Raw genomic sequence first — 22,090 nt, forward strand, 5'->3', positions numbered from 1 at the left:
ATCCTGCCGTCAGCGACGGACATCCGTCCGTCGCCCCTCACCGGGCGCGGTCGATGCGCGCGAGCACGCCGTGCACGAACGCGCCGGAGTCCTCGGTGGAGAGCTCCTTGGCGAGCTCGACCGCCTCGTCGATCGCGACGGCGGTCGGCACCTCGTCGTTGAAGAGGATCTCCCAGGTGCCGATCCGCAGCAGGGCGCGGTCGACCGCGGGCATCCGCTCGATCCTCCAGTCACGGCTGTGCGTGGTGATCTGCTCGTCGATCTCGTCGCTGTGGTCGATGATGCCGTCGACGATGTCGCGGGCATACAGCCAGGAGGCCTCGCGTGACGGCTCGCCGGCGGCGCGCTGAGCCGCCGCGGCGAGCACGACCGAGACCTCGTCTCCGCGCACGTCGGCGGAGAAGAGGATGTCGAGGGCGCGCTTGCGCGCCTTTGTGCGGGCGCTCAAGGTCAGTCGTTGACGCGGCCGAGGTAGTCGCCCGTGCGGGTGTCGACCTTGACCTTGGTGCCCTGCTCGAGGAACAGCGGAACCTGGATCTCATAGCCGGTCTCGAGCGTGGCGGGCTTGGTGCCGGCCGAGGAGCGGTCGCCCTGCAGACCCGGCTCGGTGTAGGTCACCTCGAGCACGACGGAGGCGGGAAGCTCGATGTACAGCGGGTTGCCGTTGTTCAGGGCGATCTGCACCTGCTGGTTCTCGAGCATGAAGTGCGCGGCGTCGCCGACCGTGGCGGACGGGACGTTGATCTGGTCGTAGTCCTCCTGGTCCATGAACACGAAGCTGTCGCCATCGGTGTACAGGTAGGTGAAGTCGCGGCGATCGACGTTCTCGATCTCGATCTTGGTGCCGGCGTTGTAGGTCTTGTCGACGGTCTTGCCCGTGACGACGTTCTTGAGCTTGGTGCGCACGAAGGCACCGCCCTTGCCCGGCTTGACGTGCTGGAACTCCACGACGCTCCAGAGCTGTCCGTCGATCTTGATGACGACGCCGTTCTTGATGTCTGCGGTGGATGCCATGCTCAGAGAGGTCCGTTCGTGTCGGGATGATGGAGCCGGTCGCAGCGCTCAGCGCACGGGGCCGACAGTCGATTCTACGGGATGCCGCGGAGGCGGACGGTTCAGAGCTGCGCGACCAGCGCGCGAACCGCCTCGGCGTAGCCGTCGACTCCCCTGCCTATGACTCGCACGGCCGCGACGTCGTGCAGGTAGGAGAAGTGCCGGAACTCCTCGCGGGCGTACACGTCGGAGATGTGCACCTCGGCGAATGGCAGCGACACTCCTGTGAGGGCATCGCGCAGCACGACGGACGTGTGGGTGAGGCCGCCGGGGTTGATGACGATCCCCGCGCAGTCCTCGCGCGCCGCGTGAATCGCGTCGATGAGCACACCCTCGTGGTTGCTCTGCTCCGCGCGGAGTTCGTAGCCGAGCGTCTCGGCCGCCTCTGCCGTCACCTTCACGACGTCGGCGAGCGTGGCGGTGCCGTACACCTCGGGCTCCCTGGTGCCGAGCAGATTCAGGTTCGGACCGTTCACGAGCAGCAGGCGGCGGGAAGCAGTCACGCTGCGACCTCCTGGTACGCCGCGAACATCAGCGACTCGTCGGGCGCCTGCAGCACGGTGGGCTTGGCGATGTCGTCGAGCAGGATGAAGCGCAGCATCCCGCCGCGCGCTTTCTTGTCGCGCTGCATGGTCGCCAGCAGCTGCGGCCACGCGCCCGCGCGATACGTGATGGGCAGGCCGAGCGATTCGAGCACGCTGCGGTGCCGCTCCGCACCCTCGTCGGACAGTCGCCCGGCGAGGCGGGAGAGCTCGGCGGCGTACATCATGCCGATGGAGATCGCCGCGCCGTGTCGCCACTGATACCGCTCGGCATGCTCGATCGCGTGGCCGAGCGTGTGCCCGTAGTTGAGGATCTCGCGCAGCCCCGCCTCGCGGAAGTCGTCCGAGACGACCTTCGCCTTCATATCGATGGCGAGCTCGACGGTGCGGCGGAACTCGTCCGTCGTCGTGTCGATCGCGCGCTGCGGGTCGGCCTCGATGATGTCGAGGATCTCGGGCGCCCAGATGAAGCCTGCCTTGACGACCTCCGCGTAACCGGCGGTCGCCTCGTTCGCACTCAGGCTGCCGAGCTCGTCGAGATCGCCGATCACGGCGCGCGGCGCCCAGAAGGCGCCCACCATGTTCTTGCCCTCGGCGGTGTTCACGCCGGTCTTGCCGCCCACCGCTGCATCCACCAGTCCGAGCACCGTGGTCGGCACCTGCACCACCTGCACGCCGCGCAGCCAGGTCGCCGCGACGAATCCGGCGACGTCGGTCACCGCCCCTCCGCCGTAGCCGATCACGGCGTCGGTGCGGGTGAAATCGGCCTGGCCCATGATCTGCCAGCAGAACGCCGCGACCTCGATGCGCTTGCCGGCCTCGGCATCCGGGATCTCGGCCAGCAGCACCTCGCGCGTGCCATCGGCCATCAGCCGCTCGCGCAGTTCCGCCGCGCGGATCGCGAGGGTCGGCGGGTGCACCACGAGCACCTTGCGCACCGCCGGATCGAGGGCCGCTGAGACGCGGTCGAGGATGGCGCGACCCACGATGATGTCATAGGCGCTCTGTCCCGTCACGCTGATGGTCGTCGTGGTCATGCCTGTTCCTTCCTCCATGCGGCGATCTCCTCTGCGAGCGTGCGCATCGGCCGGCGCGAGGTGTCGACCGTCAGATCCGCCACCTGTTCGTACCAGCCGCGGCGCTGCTCGAAGATCGCCCGCCATCGCTCCACCGGATCCTCCTCGCCGGCGAGCAGAGGGCGCCCTGCTCCGCGGATGCGGTTCGCGACGGCTTCCGCGCTGACGGTCAGGTACGCCACCGGATGCTCGTGCAGCAGTGCTCGCGTATCGGCATCCGTCACCGCTCCCCCGCCCAGCGACACGACGCCGCCGTCGGCGATGGCCTCGGCGACCGCGGTGCGTTCCAGCTCGCGGAAATGCCCCTCGCCGTGGGCGGCGAAGATCTCGGGAATGGGGCCGTGCGCGGCGGCGATCCGCTTGTCGGTGTCGACGAAGGTCACGCCGAGCAGCCGCGCGACCTTGCGCCCCACACTCGTCTTGCCCGCCGCCATCGGACCGACGAGCACGAGTGTCAGCGGCCGATCCGGATCAGGCGAGCTCATCATGGGCGAGCAGCGCCGCCTCCGAGGCGGGTGCCGTGCGCAGCGCCTCGGGGATCGCGGCCAGGTACGCGTCGAGGTTGCGTCGCGTCTCGCGGATGCTGTCACCGCCGAACTTCTCGAGCACGGAGTTGGCCAGTTCGATCGCGACCATCGCCTCGGCAACGACGCCGGCGGCCGGGACGGCGCACACGTCCGAGCGCTGGTGGTGGGCGGTGGCCGCCTCGCCGGAGGCGACGTCGATGGTGCGCAGCGCGTGGGGCACCGTGGCGATGGGCTTCATCCCGGCGCGCACCCGCAGCACGGTGCCCGTGGTCATGCCGCCCTCGGTGCCGCCGGCCCGGTCGGAGGCGCGGGTGATGCCGTCCTCGGCGACGAAGAGCTCGTCGTGGGCGGCGGACCCGCGACGACGGGTCGTGTCGAAGCCGTCACCGACCTCGACACCCTTGATCGCCTGAATGCTCATCAGCGCCTGCGCGAGGCGCCCGTCGATCCGGCGGTCCCAGTGCACGTGAGACCCGACCCCGGGCGGAAGCCCGTACGCGAGCACCTCGACGATCCCGCCGAGCGTGTCGCCGTCCTTGCGCGCCGCGTCGACCTCGGCCACCATCAGCGCCGACGTCGCTGCGTCGAAACAGCGCAACGGATCGGCATCCAGCGCCGCGACGTCGTCGGGGCCGGGCAGCGGCGAACCGTCCGGCACCTGAACGGGGCCGATCGACAGCGTGTGGCTGACGAGGCGGATGCCGAGCTCCGAGAGGAACGCGCGCGCGACCGCGCCGAGCGCCACTCGGGCGGCGGTCTCTCGGGCGCTGGCGCGCTCGAGGATCGGGCGCGCCTCGTCGAAGTCGTACTTCTGCATGCCCACGAGATCGGCGTGGCCAGGGCGCGGCCTGGTCAGCGGGGCGCCGCGGCCGCGGGACTTCTCGGTGAGCTCGGTGGGTGCGGGGTTCATCACCTCGGTCCACTTCGGCCACTCCGTGTTGCCGATGCGCAGCGCGATCGGGCTGCCCAGGCTCCTGCCGTGGCGCACGCCGCCCGAGATGGTGAGCTCGTCCTGCTCGAACTTCATTCGCGATCCGCGGCCGTAGCCCAGCTTGCGGCGCTGCAGATCCGCCTGGATCGCCTCGGCGGTGACGGTGACGCCGGAGGGCAGGCCCTCCATGACGGCGATGAGTTCGGGGCCGTGCGATTCGCCGGCCGTGAGCACGCGGAGCATTGCTCTAGTCTCCCATGGCGGCCGACCGCATGACGGACACGATGACGCCCTCGTCCGGGAGCGACTCGTCCTGCGTGCCGTGCAGGAAGATCCTGATCTGACGGACGGCCTGGTGCAGCAGCATCTCGAAGCCGGAGATCACCCTCTCCCCGTTCCAGCCGGCGGCCAGCGCGGAGGGCCACGGTGCGTAGGCGGCCTCGAAGAGCACGCCGCCCGAAGCCGTCAGCGGTACGGCGACCGGTGCGTCCAGCACCGTTCCGCTGGGCAGCGTCGCGACCGTGGCGTCGACGTCCTCGGCAGGTTCGCCGAACGGCAGCACGCGCAGGTCGACGCCGAGCTCCTCGGCGATCCTGACCAGCCGCTCCGCCGCCTCCGGACGTCGCGCGCGCACCTCGACCCGCTCCACGCCCAGCTCGCGCACGGCGACGAGCGCGGACGACGCCGTGGCGCCGGCGCCGACGATGCGGACGCTCCTCAATCCGGTCGTCCCTGCGGACGAGAACGCGTCGACGATCCCGCCGACATCGGTGTTGAAGCCGTGCCGCGTTTCGCCGAGCAGAAGCGTGTTCACCGCTCCGGTGAGCCGCGCGTGCGCGTCCAGCGTCTCGGCCGCGGCGTGCGCGACCTCCTTGAGCGGCATCGTCAGCGACAGGCCCCGCCACGTGTCATCCAGGGACGCGAGCTCCGTGGCGAATCCCGCGGCGTCGACCCGCCTGCGGTCGTACTGCCAATCGAGGCCGAGTCGCCGGTAGGCGGCGGCGTGCAGGGCGGGCGACCGGCTGTGCCCGATCGGATCGCCCCACACCGCCAGCCGCGTGCGGGCGCCCATTCAGCAGCCCTTGTAGTCGGGGTTGGATCGGCACCACGCGCGCATCTTCTCGATGCCCTGCTGGTGCTGAGCGTAGGTCTCGGAGAACTGCGTCTCGCCCGTGCTGAAGTCGATCGTCACGAAGTACAGCCACGGCCCGTCGGCCGGGTGCATCGCCGCGTCGATGGCCGCATCGCTGGAGTTGGCGATCGGCGTCTTCGGAAGCCCGGTGATGTGGTACGTGTTCCAGTCGTTGGGATCGTTCTGGGCCTCGCTCGAGGTGCTGGCCTTGCCCGCATGCAGTTCGCCGTAGCCGTACTGGGCGGTCGAGTCCATCTGCAGCTTCATGCCCTGGTCGATCCGGTTCTGGATCACCCGCGACACCTTGGCGAAGTCGGGGGTGCGCGCTTCGCGCTCGATGATCGACGCGATGGTCAGCACCCGCTGCGCGTCGGCATCCGGCACGCCCGCGTTCTCCAGCGACTCGCGGGTGCGCTCGACCATGCGGGCGATGATGTCCTTCGCGCTGGAGCCGGGGTCGAAGGTGTACACCGCGGGGAACAGCCAGCCGTCCAGTCGCTCGGCCGGCACGTCGTACGCCGACGGGTCCTTTACGGCGGCCTGCAGCTCCTCCAGGGGCACGCCGACGCCCTCTGCGATGCGGGGCAGCGACGATTCCACCGTGCTCCCCTCGGCGATGCGCACGGTATTCTCCATGCGGTTGGCCGGATCCTCGAGCGCCTCCAATGCGGCCGCGGCCGTCATCTTCTTCTGCAGCTTGTACACGCCCGGGTAGAACGTGACCGCAGGGTTCTCCTCGATCAGATAGTCGTAGAACACCCGGTCGGTCTTGGTCACGCCGGCCTTGAAGAGAGCCGTCGAGACCGGTGAGCCCGTGTCGCCGGACGCGATGGTGACGAGCGCCTCTCCCGAGGCCTGTCCCGGCTCGTAGTCCTTGGGCTCGCCCCAGCCCATGATCTCGTTGATCTTGTCGCCGTAGGTGTTCATCGCCCAGACGCCGCCGGCCGCGATGCCGCCGAGGATCGCCAGCACGACGACCAGTCCGATCAGGCAGCCGCGGCCGCGTTTCTTCTTCGGTACATCGCGATGCCGTTCGGGGGCGAAGAGGTCGTCCATCGACGGCGCTTCGCGCTCGTCGTCGGGCCGGGCGGCCGCGGCCGCCGCTGATGCGGCCGTGAAGGCGGGGGTGGGGGGCGCGGAGTCGGGACCGGGAACCGGCCGGTCGGTGGCGCTGACCGGTGCGGCCGACGGCGCGGTGGCATCCCCGTTCGCCGGGGTCCCCGACGCGACGTCCCCCGAAGCGTCACCGCTCGGGTCGCGGCGGACGGCGGCGTCCGCCCGGCTGGGCGCGGGCGCTGCCGCGGGATCACCGGCGTTCTGCTGCGCCTGGCGCCTGGCGCGGCGCGAACCCGGCGCCGGCTGCTCGCGGGGCTCGCGGGCCGGCAGGGGCGACGACGCCGTGGGGAGGTTGTCGAACAGGTCGCCCAGGCCCTGCCGCTTCGGGGAGTCGTCCGGGTCAGACATCGGGAGTGGGCTCCTCATCGAGGTCGATCAACGCACCGGCGGGTGTTCCGGTGCTCTTCTCGGTGTCGACGGCATGCTGCAGCAGCACCACCGCGGCCACCTGGTCGACTATGCTACGAGACTTCTTCTGGGATCTGCCCGAGGAGCGCAGCGCCGCGTGCGCGGTCACCGTGCTCAGCCTCTCGTCCACGAGCCGCACATCGATGCCGGTGCGCACGCCCAGCGCGGCGGCGAAGGCCCTGGCATCCGTCGTCGAGAGCGTCTCCTCGCCGCGCATGTTGACCGGCAGGCCGACCACGAACTCGATCGGCTCCCACTCGGCCGCGAGCTGCGCGATCCGATCGACGGAGTCGTCCGAGCGCGGCACGGTCTCGACCGGCACGGCCAGCATCCCGTCCGGATCGCAGCGCGCCACCCCGACGCGCGCTTTGCCGACGTCGATGCCCAGCCGGACGCCGCGGCGGAACCCGGTCACGCGGCCGAGAGCTCCGAGACGATCGCCGCCAAGGCGGTGTCCAGCGCCGAGGCATCCGATCCGCCGCCCTGGGCGACGTCGTCCTTGCCACCGCCGCCGCCGCCGAGGACTCCGGCTGCGACGCGCACCAGCGCACCGGCCTTGGCGCCCGCGGCGCGGGCGGCCTCGTTGGTCGCGACCACGACGATCGGACGGCCGCCGGTGATACCGCCGAAGGCGACCACCGCCGCATCCGAACCCAGACGCTCACGCACGCTCAGCGCGAGCGTGCGCACGTCGTCGGCGGATGCGATCTCGCCGAGCGACGATGCCGCGACGCGGTAGGAGCCGACCGGCTGCGCCGCTGCCGCCAATGCGGGCACCCGGCCTTCACGCTCCTTCGCCTCGAACTGCGAGATGCGCTTCTCCGCGGCCTTCAGGTTCGCCTGCAGCTCTTCGACACGGGCCGAGAGCTGGTCCCGCGGTGCCTTGAGCGCTGCGGTCAGCTGCGACACCACGGTGCGCTCGGCAGCCAGCTCGCGGAACGCGTCCTGGCCCACCAGTGCCTCGATGCGGCGGTTCGACGCGCCGACGGACGATTCGCCGACGAGGCTGACCAGGCCGATCTCGGAGCTCGACGAGACGTGCGTCCCGGCGCACAGCTCCCGCGACCAGGGTCCGCCGATGTCGACCATGCGCACCACGTCGCCGTACTTCTCGCCGAACAGCGCCATGGCGCCGGCCTCCTTGGCCTCGTCGAGTGAGAGGATGCGGGTGGTGACCTCGAGCGCGTCATGCACGGCGCGGTTCGTGATGTCCTCGATCTCGGACCGGGTGTCTGCGGACAGCGGCTGCGACCACGAGAAGTCGAAGCGCATGTAGCCGGCGCGGTTCAGCGAACCGGACTGCGTGGCCGTCGGGCCGAGGGTGTCGCGCAGCGCAGCGTGCACGAGGTGCGTGGCGGAGTGCGCCTGACGTGCGGCACGGCGGTTCGCAGCATCCACCACGGTCGTGGCGCGGTCGTCGACGGCGACGCTGCCCGAAGCGACCAGCACGGTGTGGCTGATCAGCCCCGGTACCGGCCGCTGCACGTCGAGCACATCCAGCTCGAAACCCGTGCCGATGATGGTGCCCTTGTCGGCGACCTGGCCGCCCGACTCCGCGTACAGCGTCGTCTCGGCGAGGATGACCTCGGCGATCTGCCCCTCCGATGCGGTCTGCGCCGGCGCGCCGTCGACGATCAGGCCGAGCACGCGCGACTCGGTCTGCAGGTCGGTGTATCCGCCGAAGCCCGTCTCTCCGAGGGCGCGGAACTGCCGGTACACCGACACGTCGGCCAGCTGACGCTTGCGGTTGCGGGCGTCGGCCTTGGCGCGGTCGCGCTGCCCCTGCATGAGCGAGTCGAACGCCGCACGATCGACGTCGAGCCCGGCCTCCTCCGCGACCTCGAGCGTGAGGTCGATCGGGAATCCGTAGGTGTCGTGCAGCAGGAACGCCTCCGAACCGCTCAGCGTCGATCCGCCGCTCTTCTTCGTCTCGTCCAGAGCGAGGTCGAGGATCGTCGATCCCTGCGCGAGCGTGCGGCGGAACGTCTCCTCCTCGGCGAAGGCGGCGCCGGAGAGGGTCGCCCAGTCCTTCTCGAGCACCGGGTAGGCCGACTTCATGGCGTCCTTCGACGCCTCGAACAGCTCGGGGAAGGCGGGCGCGTCCACGCCGAGCAGACGCATGGCGCGCACCGTGCGGCGCATGAGGCGGCGCAGGATGTACCCGCGGCCCTCGTTGGACGGGCGGACGCCGTCGGAGAGCAGCATCAGCGAGGAGCGCACGTGGTCGGCGATGACGCGGAAGCGGACGTCGTCCTCGTGCGCGGCACCGTACTTCTTGCCGGACAGCTCGACGGCCCGGTCGAGCACGGGGCGCACCTGGTCGGTCTCGTACATGTTCTCGACGCCCTGCTTGAGGAAGGCGACGCGTTCGAGGCCCATGCCGGTATCGATGTTCTTCTGCGGCAGCTCGCCGACGATGTCGAACTCGGTCTTGCCGCGGATGTTCTCGATGAAGTCCTGCATGAACACGAGGTTCCAGATCTCCAGGAATCGATTGTCGTCGGCCGCCGGTCCGCCGTCCTGGCCGTAGGCGGGACCGCGGTCGAAGAAGATCTCGGAGTCGGGCCCGCCGGGGCCGGGCTGACCGGTGTTCCAGTAGTTGTCGGCGCGGCCGAGTCGCTGGATGCGCTCGGGCTTCAGGCCGATGATGTCGCGCCAGATCGCCTCGGCCTCGTCGTCGGTCTCGTAGACCGTGACCCAGAGGTCCTTCTCGTCGAAGCCGAGCCCACCGTCGGTCTCGGAGGAGGTGAGCAGCTCCCACGCGTAGCGGATGGCGCCTTCCTTGAAGTAGTCGCCGAACGACCAGTTGCCGAGCATCTGGAAGAACGTGCCGTGACGGGCGGTGCGTCCGACCTCTTCGATGTCGTTGGTGCGGATGCACTTCTGCAGGTCGGCGATGCGGGGATGCGGCGCGGGCACGACTCCGGTCAGGTACGGGATCATCGGCACCATGCCCGCGACGGTGAACAGCAGCGACGGGTCGTCGCTGACGAGCGATGCCGAAGGGACGATGAGGTGGTCGTTCTTCTCGAAGTAGTCGAGGTAGCGCTGCGCGATCTCCGCAGTTCTCATAGTGCTCGTGGGTGTCCTTGCGTAAGCGGCCGCCCTCGGGTGAGCGGGCGGTGAGGTGAGGGCTGGGTCAGTCGTCCGCGGAATCGGTCAGGCGGGCTTCCTGCTGCCGGTACGCGTCGCCGAGGATGGACGTGAACTCCGAGATGCGGGCGTCGACGTCGGCGAGGAGCTCCTGACCACGCGGATCCTTGTTCATGAAGTGCGCGGCGACGAACCCGCCGATCACACCGATCAGGAACCACAGCACGTTCTTCATGTCGTCATCCTCGTCTTCCCGCGGGGCGCGGTCTCTCCATCGTAGGCGGAATCGGGGGCCGAGACGACGAGAGGCGCCGGGTGTTCTCCCGACGCCTCCCGCCTGAGCTCCTGCGAGCCCGGGATGCTGATATCAGCGAGCCGCGTAGTACTCGACGACCAGCTGCACCTCGCAGGTCACGGGGACCTCGGCGCGCTTGGGACGACGGACCAGACGGGCCTGCAGCTTGTCGAGCTCGACCTCGAGGTAGCCCGGAACCGGCGGCAGCACCTCGGCGTGACCGCCGGCGGCTGCGACCTGGAAGGGCTCGGTGCCCTCGCTCTTGGCCTTGACGTGGATGAGCTGACCCGGCTTCACGCGGAAGGACGGGCGGTCGACGAGCTGACCGTCGACGAGGATGTGACGGTGCACGACCAGCTGACGGGCCTGTGCGGTGGTGCGGGCGAAACCGGCGCGCAGCACGAGCGCGTCGAGACGCATCTCGAGCAGCTCGACGAGGTTCTCACCGGTCAGGCCGTCCTTGCGGCGGGCCTCGTTGAACGCGATGCGCAGCTGCTTCTCGCGGATGCCGTACTGCTCGCGCAGACGCTGCTTCTCGCGCAGACGGACGGCGTAGTCGCTGTCGGCCTTGCGCTTGGTGCGGCCGTGCTCCCCCGGAGCGTACGGACGCTTCTCGAGGTAGCGGGCGGCCTTCGGGGTGAGCGGGATGCCCAGCGCGCGGCTGAGACGGACCTTGCGGCGGTCCTGGGACTTCGTGACCACGAAGCATTCCTTCCATGACGCGGCCGTGTCTTTCACGGCTCGCGGGCGTATCGTCTCCGTCCCGCCCGTCCGCAGCGCACGCCGGGGCGCCGTGGACGATGGTGCAGGGATGGAGAGATGCCCGAAAACACGGTTTCGAGCCGATCCATCGTATCAGACCGCGGATCCGCTCACCGGTCGCCCAGGATGCGGCGGATGCGCTCCAGCCGCGCGGCCACATCGCGTTCGGCGCCCAGCGTCTTCGGCTCGTAATAGCGGCGCCCGTCCAGCTCGTCGGGAAGGTACTGCTGCGGAAGGATGCCGGCGTCGCTGTCATGCGGATAGCGGTAGCCCTTGCCGTGACCGAGACGCTTGGCGCCGGCGTAGTGCGCATCGCGCAGGTGGAGCGGCACGCGCCCGAAGCCGCCGGAGCGGACATCGGAGATCGCCTGGTTGATCGCCGAGTACGCGGCGTTCGACTTCGCCGTGGTCGCCAGGTAGATCGTCGCCTCCGCGAGCGGGATGCGTCCCTCGGGCATGCCGATGAACGCGACGGCGTCCGCGGCGGCGGTCGCGATCACCAGCGCCTGCGGATCGGCGAGGCCGATGTCCTCCGCGGCCGAGATCACCAGACGGCGAGCGATGAACCGGGGGTCCTCGCCGGCCTCGATCATGCGCGCGAGATAGTGCACCGCCGCGTCGGGATCGGAGCCGCGGATCGATTTGATGAACGCGCTGATGACGTCGTAGTGCTCGTCGCCCTGCCGGTCGTAGCGCAGCAGGGCCCGGTCGACGGCCTGCGCGACGTCGTCGGGGGTGACCTGCGCAGCGTCCTCGCGGGACAGCGCGACCGCGGCCGCCGCCTCGAGGCCGGTGAGCGCGCGGCGCGCGTCACCGGATGCCAGGCGGATGAGTGCGGCGCGCGCCTCGGCACTCAGCGTGACGGCACCGGCGAGACCGCGGGCGTCGACCACGGCGCGGTCGACGAGCACGCCGACATCCTCGTCGGTGAGGGGCTGCAGCGTCAGCAGCAGCGACCGCGAGAGCAGCGGGGAGATCACGGAGAACGACGGGTTCTCGGTGGTGGCCGCGATCAGGATCACCCAGCCGTTCTCGACACCGGGAAGCAGCGCGTCCTGCTGCGCCTTCGTGAAGCGATGGATCTCGTCGAGGAACAGGATGGTGGTCTGGCCGTACAGATCGCGCTGGGTGATCGCCTCCTGCATCACCTCGCGGACGTCCTTCACCCCCGCGGTGATCGCGGACAGCTCGACGAAGCGTCTGCCCGATGATCGGGCGATCGCCTGAGCGAGCGTCGTCTTGCCAGTGCCCGGGGGACCCCAGAGGATGATGGACACGGCGCCGGGGGCGGCGGCATCGGGATCCGCCAGTGCGACGATGGGCGACCCTGCGCGCAGCAGATGGCGCTGCCCGGCGACCTCATCGAGCGACACCGGCCGCATGCGCACCGCCAGCGGAGTCTGTCCCGACATGAGCGAGGCGGCGGAGGTCATGCGTCCAGGCTAATGCGGTCCGGCGACACTGCCACCGGCCGGGCCCGCCGCGGTGGCGACGGTAGGCTCGCAGATGGCTCGCGGGCGACCCGCGGCCCACGACGGCGGAGAGGACGGACGATGGCGGCACGCGGTTCCCGGCAGCGCGCGAGGACGGAGGCCGAGCGCGCTCGGCTGTACGCAGCACGCACCGAGTGGCATGACAGGCAGAGGCGTCGCCGCCGCCGCGACACTCTGATCGCGGTCGTCGCGGGCGCCGTGATCGTGATCGGCGCGATCGTCAGCCAGACCCTGCACGCTCAGGTCACCGCGCCGACGCCCACCCCGTCGCCGTCCGCTCCGGCATCCGACATCTCGCCGTCCGGGAGCCCGTCACCGACGCCCACGCTGACGAACCCTTCTCTGGAATCGCCGGCGCCGGTGCCCACGCAGACACCCGACGAGTGACCCGGACGATCCCGTCTCCCCCACACATCGCCCCGTCGATTGACTAGGCTGGTCGACGTCCTTTCCCCCTCCCGCGGGCTGCCGCGCAAGGAGCACACCGTGTCTGCTGATGACAACGCCCCCAAGCCCACCCCTCCCGTGCCGATGCCGCCGCGCATGCCGCTGACGCGCAAGGCGGCCACTCCGGCGGCGCCGATCGTTCCCGCCGCGCCGGCCGTCTCGGACGCGGCCGAATGGGGTCGCGTCGCCGAGGACGGCACGGTCGAGGTCCGCGAGGGCGACAGCTGGCGGTCGGTCGGTCAGTACCCTGACGGCACGCACGAGGAGGCGCTGGCGTACTTCGCTCGCAAGTACGACGACCTCGCCCTCAAGCTCGGCACGCTGGAGACCCGTGCCCAGGGCGGCGGCGCGTCGGCATCCGATCTCACCAAGCAGGCGACGCACCTTCTCGCCGAGGTGACGGATGCTGCAGCTGTCGGCGACCTCGCCGGTCTCCGCGCGCGCGTCGAGGCACTGATCGCGTCGCTCTCCGAGGCGACCGCGAAGGAGGCCGAGGCCGCCAAGGAGGCGCTGGACGCCGCCATCGCCGAACGCACTGCGATCGTCGAGAAGGCCGAGGCGATCGCCGGGCGCGATCTGGCGAAGGTGCAGTGGAAACAGGTCACCGCCGAGATGACGGAGCTGTTCGAGGCCTGGCAGGCGCACCAGCAGAACGGTCCTCGCCTGCCGAAGGGCGTCGCCCAGCAGCTGTGGAAGCGGTTCCGTGACGCCCGCTCGACGGTCGACAAGGCGCGTCGCGCCTTCTTCTCCGAGCTCGACGACGTGCACCGCGCCGCGCGCGACGTGAAGTCGCGACTGGTCGAGCGCGCCGAGGCTCTCGCGTCCCGGGGCATCGACGGCATCCCGGCCTATCGCGGTCTCCTCGACGAGTGGAAGGCCGCCGGCCGTGCCGGACGCAAGGCCGATGACGCTCTGTGGGCGAAGTTCAAGGCCGCGGGCGACGCGCTCTACGCCGCGCGCGCCGAGCAGTCCGCCGCAGAAGAGGCCGAGTCCGCGCCGAAGATCGAAGCCCGCGAAGCACTGCTGGTCGAGGCGAAGGCGGTCGCAGACGAGCGCGACCTCAAGCGCGCCCGTGCACTGCTCACCCGCATCCAGCGTCAGTGGGACGAGCTGGGCCGCATCTTCCCGCGCGAGAAGGAGCGCGCCCTCGACGACCGGCTGCGCACCATCGAGCAGGCGCTCAAGTCCCGCGAGGAAGTGGACTGGAAGAAGAACAACCCCGAGACCAAGGCTCGCGCCAACGACATGAGCTCACAGCTGACCGAGGCGATCGAGAAGCTCGAGGCCGAACTGGCCGCGGCCGAGCAGGCCGGCGATGCCAAGGCCGTGAAGCAGGCCACCGAGGCGCTCGCGGCACGGCGCGCCTGGTTGAGCGCCCTGGGCGGCTGATCCGCGTTATCCACAGTGTGAGCCGTGCCGCCCGTCGTGGGGCGACACGGCTCACACTGTTAAGCGTGCATCCCGCCCTCGTCTTCGTCCCCGGTGAACGGCTCACGCTGGCGGAGCTCGGAGCCGCGCGGCTCGACGGCCATGTCGTCGAGGTCGGCGAGGGCTTCATACCGGCCGACATCGTCGAGGGACCGGAGGCCAGAGCAGCCGGTCTCCGCGCGATCGTGCCGGAGCGCACCGCCGCCTGCGGACCCACGGCGGCATGGGTGCACGGTGCCGGCGATCGTGCGCCGGGGGTGCATCACGTGCGACGGCGCAGCGACCGGCGATTCCGGCCGTCGTTGCCGCGACACGTCGTCTACCACGACCGCAGGGCTGCCGAGGAGGACGTGCGGATCATCGCCGGCGTCGGCGTGGTCGCCGAGCTTCCGACGGCTCTGGAGCTGCTGTTCCAAGTGGCGAGCGATCCGACGGCCGAGCGGTGGCTGCGCGCTCTGCTCAGCGTGTGCGATGGTCTCGCCGAGCGCACGCGCGACCGGCTCGACGAGTTGTCGCGCCGACCGGGTCGACGGCTCGCGGTGCGGACGCTGGAGCGGATCGCCGCCGATCAGGACGTCGTGACGCGGTACACGTCGTAGACCGCGTCGATGCGGCGCACGGCGTTCAGCACTCGGTCGAGGTGAACGGCGTCGCCCATCTCGAACACGAAACGACTCAGGGCGAGGCGCTCGTTGGTCGTGGACACCGTCGCGGACAGGATGTTCACGTGGTGCTCGCTGAGCACCCGCGTCACATCCGACAGCAGCCCCGACCTGTCGAGGGCCTCCACCTGGATCTGCACCCGGAACACGCTCTTGGTCGTCGGCGCCCACTCCACGTCGACGAACCGCTCGGGATTGTCGCCGAGCGCCGTCACGTTCACGCAGTCCGTGCGGTGCACGGAGACGCCGCTGCCGCGCGTGACGAACCCGACGATCGGGTCACCGGGCACCGGCGTGCAGCAGCGTGCGAGCTTGACGAGGATGTCGGCGGCGCCGCGCACGAGGATGCCCGAGTCCCCGGTCCGCGACTCCCGCACAGGGGAACGGCCGGGCAGCTCGATGGCGCCCGTGCTGGTGTCCTCCTCGACCGAGACGAGCGCGGTCACCTTCTCGAGAACCGACTGCGTGGAGACGTGCCCCTCACCCACCGCGGCATACAGCGCCGAGACGTCCTCGTAACGGAGCTGCTGGGCGACCTCGGCGAAGGACTCCTGGCTCATCAGGCGCTGCAAGGGCAGGTTCTGCTTGCGCATCGCCCGCGCGATCGACTCCTTGCCCTGCTCGATCGCCTCCTCGCGGCGCTCCTTCGTGAACCACCCGCGGATCTTGTTGCGCGCGCGGGTGCTCCGCACGAAGCTCAACCAGTCCTGGCTGGGCCCGGCATCCGGGTTCTTCGAGGTGAACACCTCGACGACGTCGCCGCTCTTGAGCTCGGTCTCGAGGGGCACGAGACGGCCGTTCACCTTCGCACCCATCGTGCGGTGGCCGATCTCGGTGTGCACGGCGTACGCGAAGTCCACCGGCGTCGCTCCGGAGGGCAGACCGACCACACGCCCCTTCGGGGTGAAGACGTACACCTCCTTGGCGCCGATCTCGAAGCGCAGCGAATCGAGGAACTCGCTCGGGTCGGCCGTTTCGGCCTGCCAGTCCGAGATGTGCGCGAGCCACGCCATGTCGGTGTCGCTGGCGGAGCGGGCGTCGACCTTGCCGCCGTTCATCCGCTCCTTGTACATCCAGTGCGCCGCCACACCGAACTCCGCCTGCTGGTGCATCTCGTTCGTGCGGATCTGGATCTCGACCGTGCGGCCGCCCGGACCGATCACCGTGGTGTGCAACGACTGGTAGAGGTTGAACTTCGGAGTGGCGATGTAGTCCTTGAAACGCCCGGGCAGCGGCGTCCAGCGGGCGTGGATCGCCCCCAGCACGGCGTAGCAGTCGCGCACCGAGCCGACCAGCACGCGGATGCCGATGAGATCGTAGATGTCGTCGAACTCACGACCGCGCACGACCATCTTCTGATAGACCGAGTACAGCTGCTTGGGACGGCCGACGACCTTGCCGCGGATGCGCAGCTCGCGCAGGTCGACGTCGATCGCCTCGATCACCTGCTGCAGGTACTTCTCGCGCTGCGGGGTTCGCTGGGCGATGAGGCTGTTGATCTCGGCGTAGATCTTCGGATGCAGCACCGCGAAGGACAGGTCCTCGAGCTCGGACTTGATGGTCTGGATGCCGAGCCGGTGCGCGAGCGGAGCGTAGATCTCCAGCGTCTCCTTGGCCTTCTTCGTCGCCTTCTCGGGCGGGACGAAGCCCCAGGTGCGCGCGTTGTGCAGCCGGTCGGCCAGCTTGATGAGCAGCACGCGGATGTCCTTCGACATCGCGACGATCATCTTGCGCACCGTCTCGGCCTGCGCGCTCTCGCCGTACTTCACCTTGTCGAGCTTGGTGACGCCGTCGACGAGCATCGCGACCTCGTCGCCGAACTCGGCGGCCAGCTCGGAGAGCGCGTAACCGGTGTCCTCGACCGTGTCGTGCAGCAGTGCCGCTGCGATGGCGCGCGGGCCGAGTCCGAGCTCAGCGAGGATCTGCGCCACGGCGAGCGGGTGCGTGATGTACGGCTCACCGCTCTGCCGGAGCTGACCGGAGTGCTTCTCCCGCGCGACCGTGTAGGCGCGCTCGATGATCGGCAGATCGCCGCGCGGGTGATTCGCCCGCACCGTGCGGATCAGACTGTCGAGATCGTTGACGCGGGGCGCGCGCGAGAAGATGCGCGGCACCAGGCGTCGCAGGCTCGAACCCTGCGACGTGGTCTGCGAATCCGCCATCTGTGCTCCCGTCCCGATCAGATCATCCTACGCGGGGCCGGGTGCTCCCGACCCTCGCGGAGTCAGGCGTCGACGGTGGCGCGCTGTCGCGCCTCGAGCACCTTCGCGTCGCGCTCGGCGATCGCCGGCTCCTTCTCGCGGAACAGCGAGTACAGCGGCGCGGCGACGAACAACGTCGAGTAGGTGGCGACGATGATGCCGACGAAGATCGACAGCGAGATGTCGGTCAGCGTCTCGGCGCCGAGCCAGAACGCGCCGATGAACAGGATCGCGCCGACCGGCAGCGCCGCGACGATGGACGTGTTGATCGACCGCACCAGCGTCTGGTTCACGGCGAGGTTGACGGACTCGCCGAACGTGCGCGTGGTCTGTTCGCCGTCCTCGGTGGTGTTCTCGCGGATCTTGTCGAACACGACGGTCGTGTCGTACAGCGAGTACGCGAGGATCGTCAGGAAGCCGATCACGGCTGCCGGCGAGATCTCGAAGCCGGCGAGGCCGTACACGCCGATCGTGATGACGAGCACGTCGAGCAGGCCGAGGATCGCGGCGGCCGACATCTTCCAGGTGCGGAAGTAGATCGCCAGGATGAGGAAGGTCAGGGCGAGGAAGATCGCGAGACCCCACAGCGACTGGCGGGTGACGTTCTCGCCCCAGGCGGGTCCGATGAACGAGTTGGTGACCTCGTCCGCGTCCACGCCGTACGCCTCGGCGAGGGCGGCCGTGGCGTCCTGCGTCTCGGCGGCGGTCATCTGGTCTGTCTGCACGCGCACGTCCTGGCCGCCGACGACGACGACCTTCGTGGCGGCATCCGGCGCGACCGAACGCACCGCGTCCGTCGCGAGAGCCTGGTCGGTCGACTCCGGTGCCTGCACGGTGAACTGCGATCCGCCGGTGAACTCGATCGAGAACTGGATCGGCCGGATCAGCGGCACCAGCACCGATCCGACCACGAGCGCGATCGCGATGATGAACCACAGCCGGCGCCGAGCGACGAACGGGAAGGAGAGCTTCCCGGAGTAGAGCTTGTTGCCGAACTCGTTGAAGGAGAACATCAGGCGTCGGAGTCCTTCCCGGCATCCTTGGATCCGTGAGTGGCGAGTGCCTCGGCGCGCTTGCGCTCGGCGATGGTCTGACGCTTCTCGGCCTCACCGCGTGCGCCACGGTTGCGGGCGACGCGGCCGGAGGAACCGATCTGCGCCTCGCGATACTGGGAGCGTCCGCGGTACACCGCGCCCAGCGCCTCCGGATCGAGGCCGGACAGCCTGTGCCCGCCGCCGAAGAAGCGCGTGCGCACGAGAAGCTGCATCACGGGGTGGGTGAAGATGACGAAGATGAACACGTCGATGAGCGTGGTCAGGCCCAGCGTGAACGCGAAGCCCTTCACCGTCGCGTCGGCGAGGATGTAGAGCACCACCGCGGCGAGCACGTTGATCGACTTGGAGATGTAGATCGTGCGCTTCGCGCGACCCCAGCCGTCTTCGACGGCCGCGGTGATCGCCTTGCCGTCGCGCAGCTCGTCGCGGATGCGCTCGAAGTACACGATGAACGAGTCGGCGGTGAAGCCGATCGACACGATCAGACCCGCGACGCTGGCGAGGGACAGGCGGAGGCCCATGCGCCACGCCAGGATGCAGACGATGATGTAGGTCAGCACGCCCATCACGCCGATCGAGGCGATGATCACCCAGCCGAGCGCGCGATAGCTGAGCAGCGAGTACACGGCGACGAGGCCGAGTCCGATCAGCCCGGCGATCAGGCCGATCTGCAGCTGCTGAGAGCCGAGAGTCGCGGAGATGGTGTCGGAGCTCTCGACGTTGAAGCTCAGCGGCAGTGCGCCGTAGCGCAGCTGGTCCGCCAGGGCCTTCGAGGTCTCCTGGTCGAACGTGCCCGAGATGCTGGGCTTGCCGTTCAGGATCGCCGCCTGCATGATCGGCGCGGAGATCACCGTGCCGTCGAGCACGAACGCGAACTGGTCGCGCGGGCTGAGCCCGGCGAGGCGATTGGCGTTGAGCCGCTGGCTGATCTCGCCGAAGACCTCGGTGCCGTGGCCGTCGAGCTCGAGGTTGACCGTCCAGGCGCCCGACGTCTGGTCGCGGCCGGCGGTCGCGTCGTCGATCACGGTGCCGTCCAGCTCCATCGGGCCGAGCAGGTACTTCGCCGTTCCGTCCTGGTCGCACGCGATCAGAGGCTCGTCGGTCGGCGCATTGGAATCGTGCTCGGCGGAGCAGTCGTAGGCGAGGAGCTCCGCCTGCCGCTTCTCGGTGACCCAGCTCGGGTCGGAACCGTCGGTCGGCTCGGCGGTGGGAGTGGCGTTCAGCGTCTCGGCCGGTGTCGGGTACGGGGTGCTCTTGCCGTCCTCGCCGATCACCGAGTTCGACGGCGCGGTCGCGAGCAGCACGGCGCGGAACTCCAGCTTGGCGCTGGCGTTGATGCGGTCGCGGGTCTCCTGGTCGACAGCGCCCGGCATCTGCACGACGATGTTGCTGCCGCCCTCGGTGGTGATGTCGGCCTCGGCGACGCCGGACGCGTCCACGCGCTGGCGGATGATGGCGGCGGCCTGATCGAGCTGCTCCTGCGACGGGTCGGCGCCGTCCTCGGTCTGCGCGCTGAGGATGATCTGCGTGCCGCCCTGCAGGTCCAGGGCGAGCTCAGGAGTCCACGAGCTCTTCTGGAAGCCGTACACGCCGACGGCGTTGATGCCGAACAGCACGGCCGTCACGATGAGCAGCCCGAGAAGGACCCGCCGGGCATGGCGGGCCGGAGTTGATGAAGCCACGAAGTTCCGCTTTCCGCGTGAGAAGAAGGTCGAGCGTCAGTTGTCGCCGTTGCGCTCGAGGCGCGCGCGAGTCTCTTCCGGAGTCTCGATGTGGTCCGGGTCGGGCATCTCGTCGACGCTGACCTCGCCGGCCCGGGCGGCCGGCGCCGTCTCATCGGCGACACCCTCCTCTGCGTCGAGTTCGTCAGCCTCGTCGACGGCCTCGGTGGGCTCAACGATGCGCAGAACCGCCTGGCTGTGCACCTCGATGACCACGCCCGGGGCGATCTCGACGCGCGCCGGACGGTCGAGGTCCTGGGCGTCGTACTCGACGATGGTGCCGTACAGGCCGCCCTGGAGCAGCACCTTCACGCCGGGAAGGGTCTTGGACGCCTTCTCCTCCTGCTCGGCCTTCATCTGCCTCTGACGCTTGCGCGTGTTCACGAACATGAAGACGAGCATCACGGCGAGCAGACCGAAGAGCATGAGGGACATGGGGTCCATGGGATGAGACCTTTCGCAGGTGCGCACGCCGATGAGCGCGCGAAGAGTTCAGGGGAGCTTTCAGCGATTATAGGTCATCGAACAATGCCGCCCCGTCCGGGTGCGGCACGCCGAGGTGCGCGTACGCCTCGGGCATCGCGACACGGCCGCGGGGCGTACGGCCGAGGAAGCCGATGCGGACCAGGAACGGCTCGACGACGCTCTCGACGGTCTCGGCCTCCTCTCCGACGGCGACCGCCAGGGTACTGAGGCCCACCGGCCCACCCCGGAACCGGCGCACCAGTGCGTCGAGTACGGCACGATCGAGCCGGTCGAGGCCGATCGCATCGACGTCGTAGAGCTCGAGGGCGGCGCGCACGTCGTCGACGGTGGCCGCTCCCCCGCCGCCGTGCACCAGGGCGTAGTCCCGCACGCGGCGCAGCAGTCGGTTGGCGATGCGGGGGGTGCCGCGGGAGCGGCGGGCGATCTCGGACAGCGAATCCGCCGGCAGCTCCACACCGAGCACGTTCGCCGAGCGGGCTATCACCCGCTCGAGATCGCTTTCGTCGTAGAACTCGAGGTGTCCGGTGAAGCCGAACCGATCGCGCAGCGGGTTCGGCAGCAGGCCGGAGCGCGTCGTCGCGCCGACGAGGGTGAACGGCGCGAGGTCCAGCGGGATGCTGGTGGCGCCGGCGCCCTTGCCGACCATGATGTCGATGCGGAAGTCCTCCATCGCGAGGTACAGCATCTCCTCGGCGGAGCGGGCCATGCGGTGGATCTCGTCGATGAAGAGCACCTCGCCGGGGGTGAGGCTCGACAGCAGCGCCGCCAGATCGCCGGCGTGCTGAATCGCGGGGCCGCTGGACAGGCGCAGCGGCCGGCTGCTCTCATGCGCGACGATCATCGCGAGCGTGGTCTTGCCGAGTCCGGGTGGGCCCGCGAGCAGGATGTGGTCGGCGGGGCGCTCCTGGATGCGGGCGGCGTCGAGCAGCAGCTGCAGCTGACCGCGCACCTTGGGCTGCCCGACGAACTCCCCAAGGCTCGTCGGTCGCAGCGCGCCCTCGATGGCGAGCTCGGTCTCGTCGAGCGGCTCCGCGGCGTCCCGCGCGTCGTCAGCCACGTTTTCCTCCCGGGCCCATCGCGGCCAGGGCGCGCCTGAGCAGCGCCGGCACCGACTCGCGCTCGGCGTCGGTGGCGTCCTCGGCGGTCTGCACGGCCGCATCCGTCGCGATCTTCTCGGACCATCCCAGTCCGATGAGGGCTGCGGCGACCTGGTCCGTCACAGCCGACACCGGAGCGCCCGCCGGGGCGCTGGCGACCCGCGGCTGCACCTTGCCGGCCAGCTGCACGACGATCAGCTTCGCCGTCTTCGGTCCGATGCCCGAGACGCGCCGGAACGGCGCGTCGTCCTCCCCCGTGACCGCCTCCGCGATCTGGTCGACAGTCAGGTGCGACAGCACGCCGAGCGCCGACTTGGGCCCGACGCCGGTGACGCTGAGCAGCTGTCCGAAGATCTCGAGCTCGTCTCGATCGCCGAAGCCGTACAGCGTCAGCGCATCCTCGCGCACGATCAGGCTGGTGTGCAGCTGCAGGGGCTCGCCGACGCGTGCGGTGTGCGCGACGTCGGCGGGGACGAACACCGAGAATCCGACGCCACCCGTCTCGATGACGACATGGTCGGATGCCGCATGCAGCACCGTGCCGCGCAGAGAGGAGATCATCCTG

General features: G+C 69.8%; 22 protein-coding genes. 3 read left to right on the forward strand and 19 right to left on the reverse strand.

Annotated features, from left to right (window positions below):
* Positions 1–37 precede the first annotated feature (37 nt).
* The 13 genes from nusB to ACFWH5_RS09465 all read right to left on the reverse strand — a co-directional run bounded on the left by nusB (position 38) and on the right by ACFWH5_RS09465 (position 12,368).
* Positions 38–448: a transcription antitermination factor NusB gene (nusB, locus tag ACFWH5_RS09405; RefSeq protein ID WP_378834201.1), complete on the reverse strand. Its 411-nt coding sequence runs from the start codon at positions 446–448 to the stop codon at positions 38–40.
* Positions 449–450: 2 nt separating this feature from the next.
* A complete protein-coding gene (gene efp, locus ACFWH5_RS09410; RefSeq protein ID WP_378834202.1) occupies positions 451–1,014 on the reverse strand; it encodes an elongation factor P in 564 nt (187 codons plus the stop codon).
* Positions 1,015–1,115: 101 nt separating this feature from the next.
* Entirely contained in the window at positions 1,116–1,556 is a 441-nt protein-coding gene (locus ACFWH5_RS09415; RefSeq protein WP_378834203.1) for a type II 3-dehydroquinate dehydratase, read from the reverse strand.
* Complete coding sequence (gene aroB, locus ACFWH5_RS09420) at positions 1,553–2,632, reverse strand: 3-dehydroquinate synthase (protein WP_378834204.1); 1,080 nt, start codon at positions 2,630–2,632, stop codon at positions 1,553–1,555. Before aroB ends, ACFWH5_RS09415 begins: the two co-directional genes overlap by 4 nt.
* On the reverse strand, positions 2,629–3,156 hold the full coding sequence (locus ACFWH5_RS09425) for a shikimate kinase (protein ID WP_378834206.1): 528 nt from the start codon (positions 3,154–3,156) through the stop codon (positions 2,629–2,631). Before ACFWH5_RS09425 ends, aroB begins: the two co-directional genes overlap by 4 nt.
* Positions 3,143–4,372 carry a chorismate synthase gene (aroC, locus tag ACFWH5_RS09430; RefSeq protein ID WP_378834208.1) on the reverse strand — a complete coding sequence of 410 codons (1,230 nt, stop codon included), beginning with the start codon at positions 4,370–4,372 and terminating at the stop codon, positions 3,143–3,145. Before aroC ends, ACFWH5_RS09425 begins: the two co-directional genes overlap by 14 nt.
* Before the next feature lie 4 nt (positions 4,373–4,376).
* Positions 4,377–5,201: a shikimate dehydrogenase family protein gene (locus tag ACFWH5_RS09435; protein ID WP_378834209.1), complete on the reverse strand. Its 825-nt coding sequence runs from the start codon at positions 5,199–5,201 to the stop codon at positions 4,377–4,379.
* The gene (mltG, locus tag ACFWH5_RS09440) at positions 5,202–6,725 is read right to left on the reverse strand and encodes an endolytic transglycosylase MltG (RefSeq protein WP_378834211.1); all 1,524 of its coding nucleotides are present in this window, start codon (positions 6,723–6,725) and stop codon (positions 5,202–5,204) included.
* Positions 6,718–7,200 (reverse strand): Holliday junction resolvase RuvX, encoded by a 483-nt coding sequence (gene ruvX, locus ACFWH5_RS09445; protein WP_378834212.1) that lies wholly within the window; start codon positions 7,198–7,200, stop codon positions 6,718–6,720. The genes mltG and ruvX overlap by 8 nt, the downstream gene beginning before the upstream one ends.
* Complete coding sequence (alaS, locus tag ACFWH5_RS09450; RefSeq protein WP_378834213.1) at positions 7,197–9,857, reverse strand: alanine--tRNA ligase; 2,661 nt, start codon at positions 9,855–9,857, stop codon at positions 7,197–7,199. Before alaS ends, ruvX begins: the two co-directional genes overlap by 4 nt.
* Positions 9,858–9,924: 67 nt before the next feature.
* Positions 9,925–10,113 (reverse strand): hypothetical protein, encoded by a 189-nt coding sequence (locus tag ACFWH5_RS09455; RefSeq protein WP_378834215.1) that lies wholly within the window; start codon positions 10,111–10,113, stop codon positions 9,925–9,927.
* A gap of 132 nt (positions 10,114–10,245) precedes the next feature.
* On the reverse strand, positions 10,246–10,875 hold the full coding sequence (gene rpsD / locus ACFWH5_RS09460; RefSeq protein ID WP_378834217.1) for a 30S ribosomal protein S4: 630 nt from the start codon (positions 10,873–10,875) through the stop codon (positions 10,246–10,248).
* A gap of 170 nt (positions 10,876–11,045) precedes the next feature.
* Positions 11,046–12,368: a replication-associated recombination protein A gene (locus ACFWH5_RS09465; RefSeq protein WP_378834218.1), complete on the reverse strand. Its 1,323-nt coding sequence runs from the start codon at positions 12,366–12,368 to the stop codon at positions 11,046–11,048.
* Positions 12,369–12,488: 120 nt separating this feature from the next.
* Here ACFWH5_RS09465 and ACFWH5_RS09470 point away from each other — a divergent pair, with 120 nt between their 5' ends.
* From ACFWH5_RS09470 to ACFWH5_RS09480, 3 genes are all read left to right on the forward strand, one after another.
* Positions 12,489–12,815: a hypothetical protein gene (locus ACFWH5_RS09470; RefSeq protein WP_378834220.1), complete on the forward strand. Its 327-nt coding sequence runs from the start codon at positions 12,489–12,491 to the stop codon at positions 12,813–12,815.
* 156 nt (positions 12,816–12,971) lie between these two features.
* Entirely contained in the window at positions 12,972–14,264 is a 1,293-nt protein-coding gene (locus ACFWH5_RS09475) for a DUF349 domain-containing protein (RefSeq protein ID WP_378834801.1), read from the forward strand.
* A 65-nt stretch (positions 14,265–14,329) separates the two neighbouring features.
* The gene (locus ACFWH5_RS09480; protein WP_378834221.1) at positions 14,330–14,902 is read left to right on the forward strand and encodes a hypothetical protein; all 573 of its coding nucleotides are present in this window, start codon (positions 14,330–14,332) and stop codon (positions 14,900–14,902) included.
* On the opposite strand, the gene ACFWH5_RS09485 is transcribed toward ACFWH5_RS09480, so the two are convergent.
* The 6 genes from ACFWH5_RS09485 to ruvA all read right to left on the reverse strand — a co-directional run bounded on the left by ACFWH5_RS09485 (position 14,872) and on the right by ruvA (position 22,086).
* The gene (locus ACFWH5_RS09485) at positions 14,872–17,127 is read right to left on the reverse strand and encodes a RelA/SpoT family protein (protein ID WP_378834222.1); all 2,256 of its coding nucleotides are present in this window, start codon (positions 17,125–17,127) and stop codon (positions 14,872–14,874) included. The genes ACFWH5_RS09480 and ACFWH5_RS09485 overlap by 31 nt on opposite strands.
* A 62-nt stretch (positions 17,128–17,189) precedes the next feature.
* Entirely contained in the window at positions 17,190–18,179 is a 990-nt protein-coding gene (gene secF / locus ACFWH5_RS09490; protein ID WP_378834223.1) for a protein translocase subunit SecF, read from the reverse strand.
* Positions 18,179–19,903, reverse strand: coding sequence for a protein translocase subunit SecD (gene secD / locus ACFWH5_RS09495; RefSeq protein WP_378834224.1), 1,725 nt, complete (start codon positions 19,901–19,903; stop codon positions 18,179–18,181). The genes secF and secD overlap by 1 nt, the downstream gene beginning before the upstream one ends.
* Before the next feature lie 36 nt (positions 19,904–19,939).
* The gene (gene yajC, locus ACFWH5_RS09500) at positions 19,940–20,377 is read right to left on the reverse strand and encodes a preprotein translocase subunit YajC (RefSeq protein ID WP_378834226.1); all 438 of its coding nucleotides are present in this window, start codon (positions 20,375–20,377) and stop codon (positions 19,940–19,942) included.
* A 76-nt stretch (positions 20,378–20,453) separates the two neighbouring features.
* A complete protein-coding gene (ruvB, locus tag ACFWH5_RS09505) occupies positions 20,454–21,485 on the reverse strand; it encodes a Holliday junction branch migration DNA helicase RuvB (RefSeq protein ID WP_378834227.1) in 1,032 nt (343 codons plus the stop codon).
* Positions 21,478–22,086, reverse strand: a complete 609-nt coding sequence (ruvA, locus tag ACFWH5_RS09510; protein WP_378834228.1) for a Holliday junction branch migration protein RuvA — start codon at positions 22,084–22,086, stop codon at positions 21,478–21,480. The genes ruvB and ruvA overlap by 8 nt, the downstream gene beginning before the upstream one ends.
* Between the last annotated feature and the right edge of the window lie 4 nt (positions 22,087–22,090).

Source organism: Microbacterium sp. NPDC058345 (assembly GCF_042723855.1).
In the GTDB taxonomy this organism is placed as follows: Bacteria; Actinomycetota; Actinomycetes; order Actinomycetales; family Microbacteriaceae; genus Microbacterium.

Excerpts from the sequence above, each read along its gene's own strand:
- aroC (WP_378834208.1), bottom strand. The coding sequence starts at position 4,372 with ATGCTCCGCGTGCTCACGGCCGGCGAATCGCACGGCCCCGAACTCATC.
- ACFWH5_RS09485 (WP_378834222.1), bottom strand. The coding sequence starts at position 17,127 with ATGGCGGATTCGCAGACCACGTCGCAGGGTTCGAGCCTGCGACGCCTG.
- efp (WP_378834202.1), bottom strand. The coding sequence starts at position 1,014 with ATGGCATCCACCGCAGACATCAAGAACGGCGTCGTCATCAAGATCGAC.
- alaS (WP_378834213.1), bottom strand. The coding sequence starts at position 9,857 with ATGAGAACTGCGGAGATCGCGCAGCGCTACCTCGACTACTTCGAGAAG.
- aroB (WP_378834204.1), bottom strand. The coding sequence starts at position 2,632 with ATGACCACGACGACCATCAGCGTGACGGGACAGAGCGCCTATGACATC.
- ruvA (WP_378834228.1), bottom strand. The coding sequence starts at position 22,086 with ATGATCTCCTCTCTGCGCGGCACGGTGCTGCATGCGGCATCCGACCAT.
- ACFWH5_RS09455 (WP_378834215.1), bottom strand. The coding sequence starts at position 10,113 with ATGAAGAACGTGCTGTGGTTCCTGATCGGTGTGATCGGCGGGTTCGTC.
- ACFWH5_RS09465 (WP_378834218.1), bottom strand. The coding sequence starts at position 12,368 with ATGACCTCCGCCGCCTCGCTCATGTCGGGACAGACTCCGCTGGCGGTG.
- ACFWH5_RS09425 (WP_378834206.1), bottom strand. The coding sequence starts at position 3,156 with ATGAGCTCGCCTGATCCGGATCGGCCGCTGACACTCGTGCTCGTCGGT.
- ACFWH5_RS09435 (WP_378834209.1), bottom strand. The coding sequence starts at position 5,201 with ATGGGCGCCCGCACGCGGCTGGCGGTGTGGGGCGATCCGATCGGGCAC.
- ACFWH5_RS09475 (WP_378834801.1), top strand. The coding sequence starts at position 12,972 with ATGCCGCTGACGCGCAAGGCGGCCACTCCGGCGGCGCCGATCGTTCCC.
- mltG (WP_378834211.1), bottom strand. The coding sequence starts at position 6,725 with ATGTCTGACCCGGACGACTCCCCGAAGCGGCAGGGCCTGGGCGACCTG.
- secF (WP_378834223.1), bottom strand. The coding sequence starts at position 18,179 with ATGTTCTCCTTCAACGAGTTCGGCAACAAGCTCTACTCCGGGAAGCTC.
- ACFWH5_RS09470 (WP_378834220.1), top strand. The coding sequence starts at position 12,489 with ATGGCGGCACGCGGTTCCCGGCAGCGCGCGAGGACGGAGGCCGAGCGC.
- yajC (WP_378834226.1), bottom strand. The coding sequence starts at position 20,377 with ATGTCCCTCATGCTCTTCGGTCTGCTCGCCGTGATGCTCGTCTTCATG.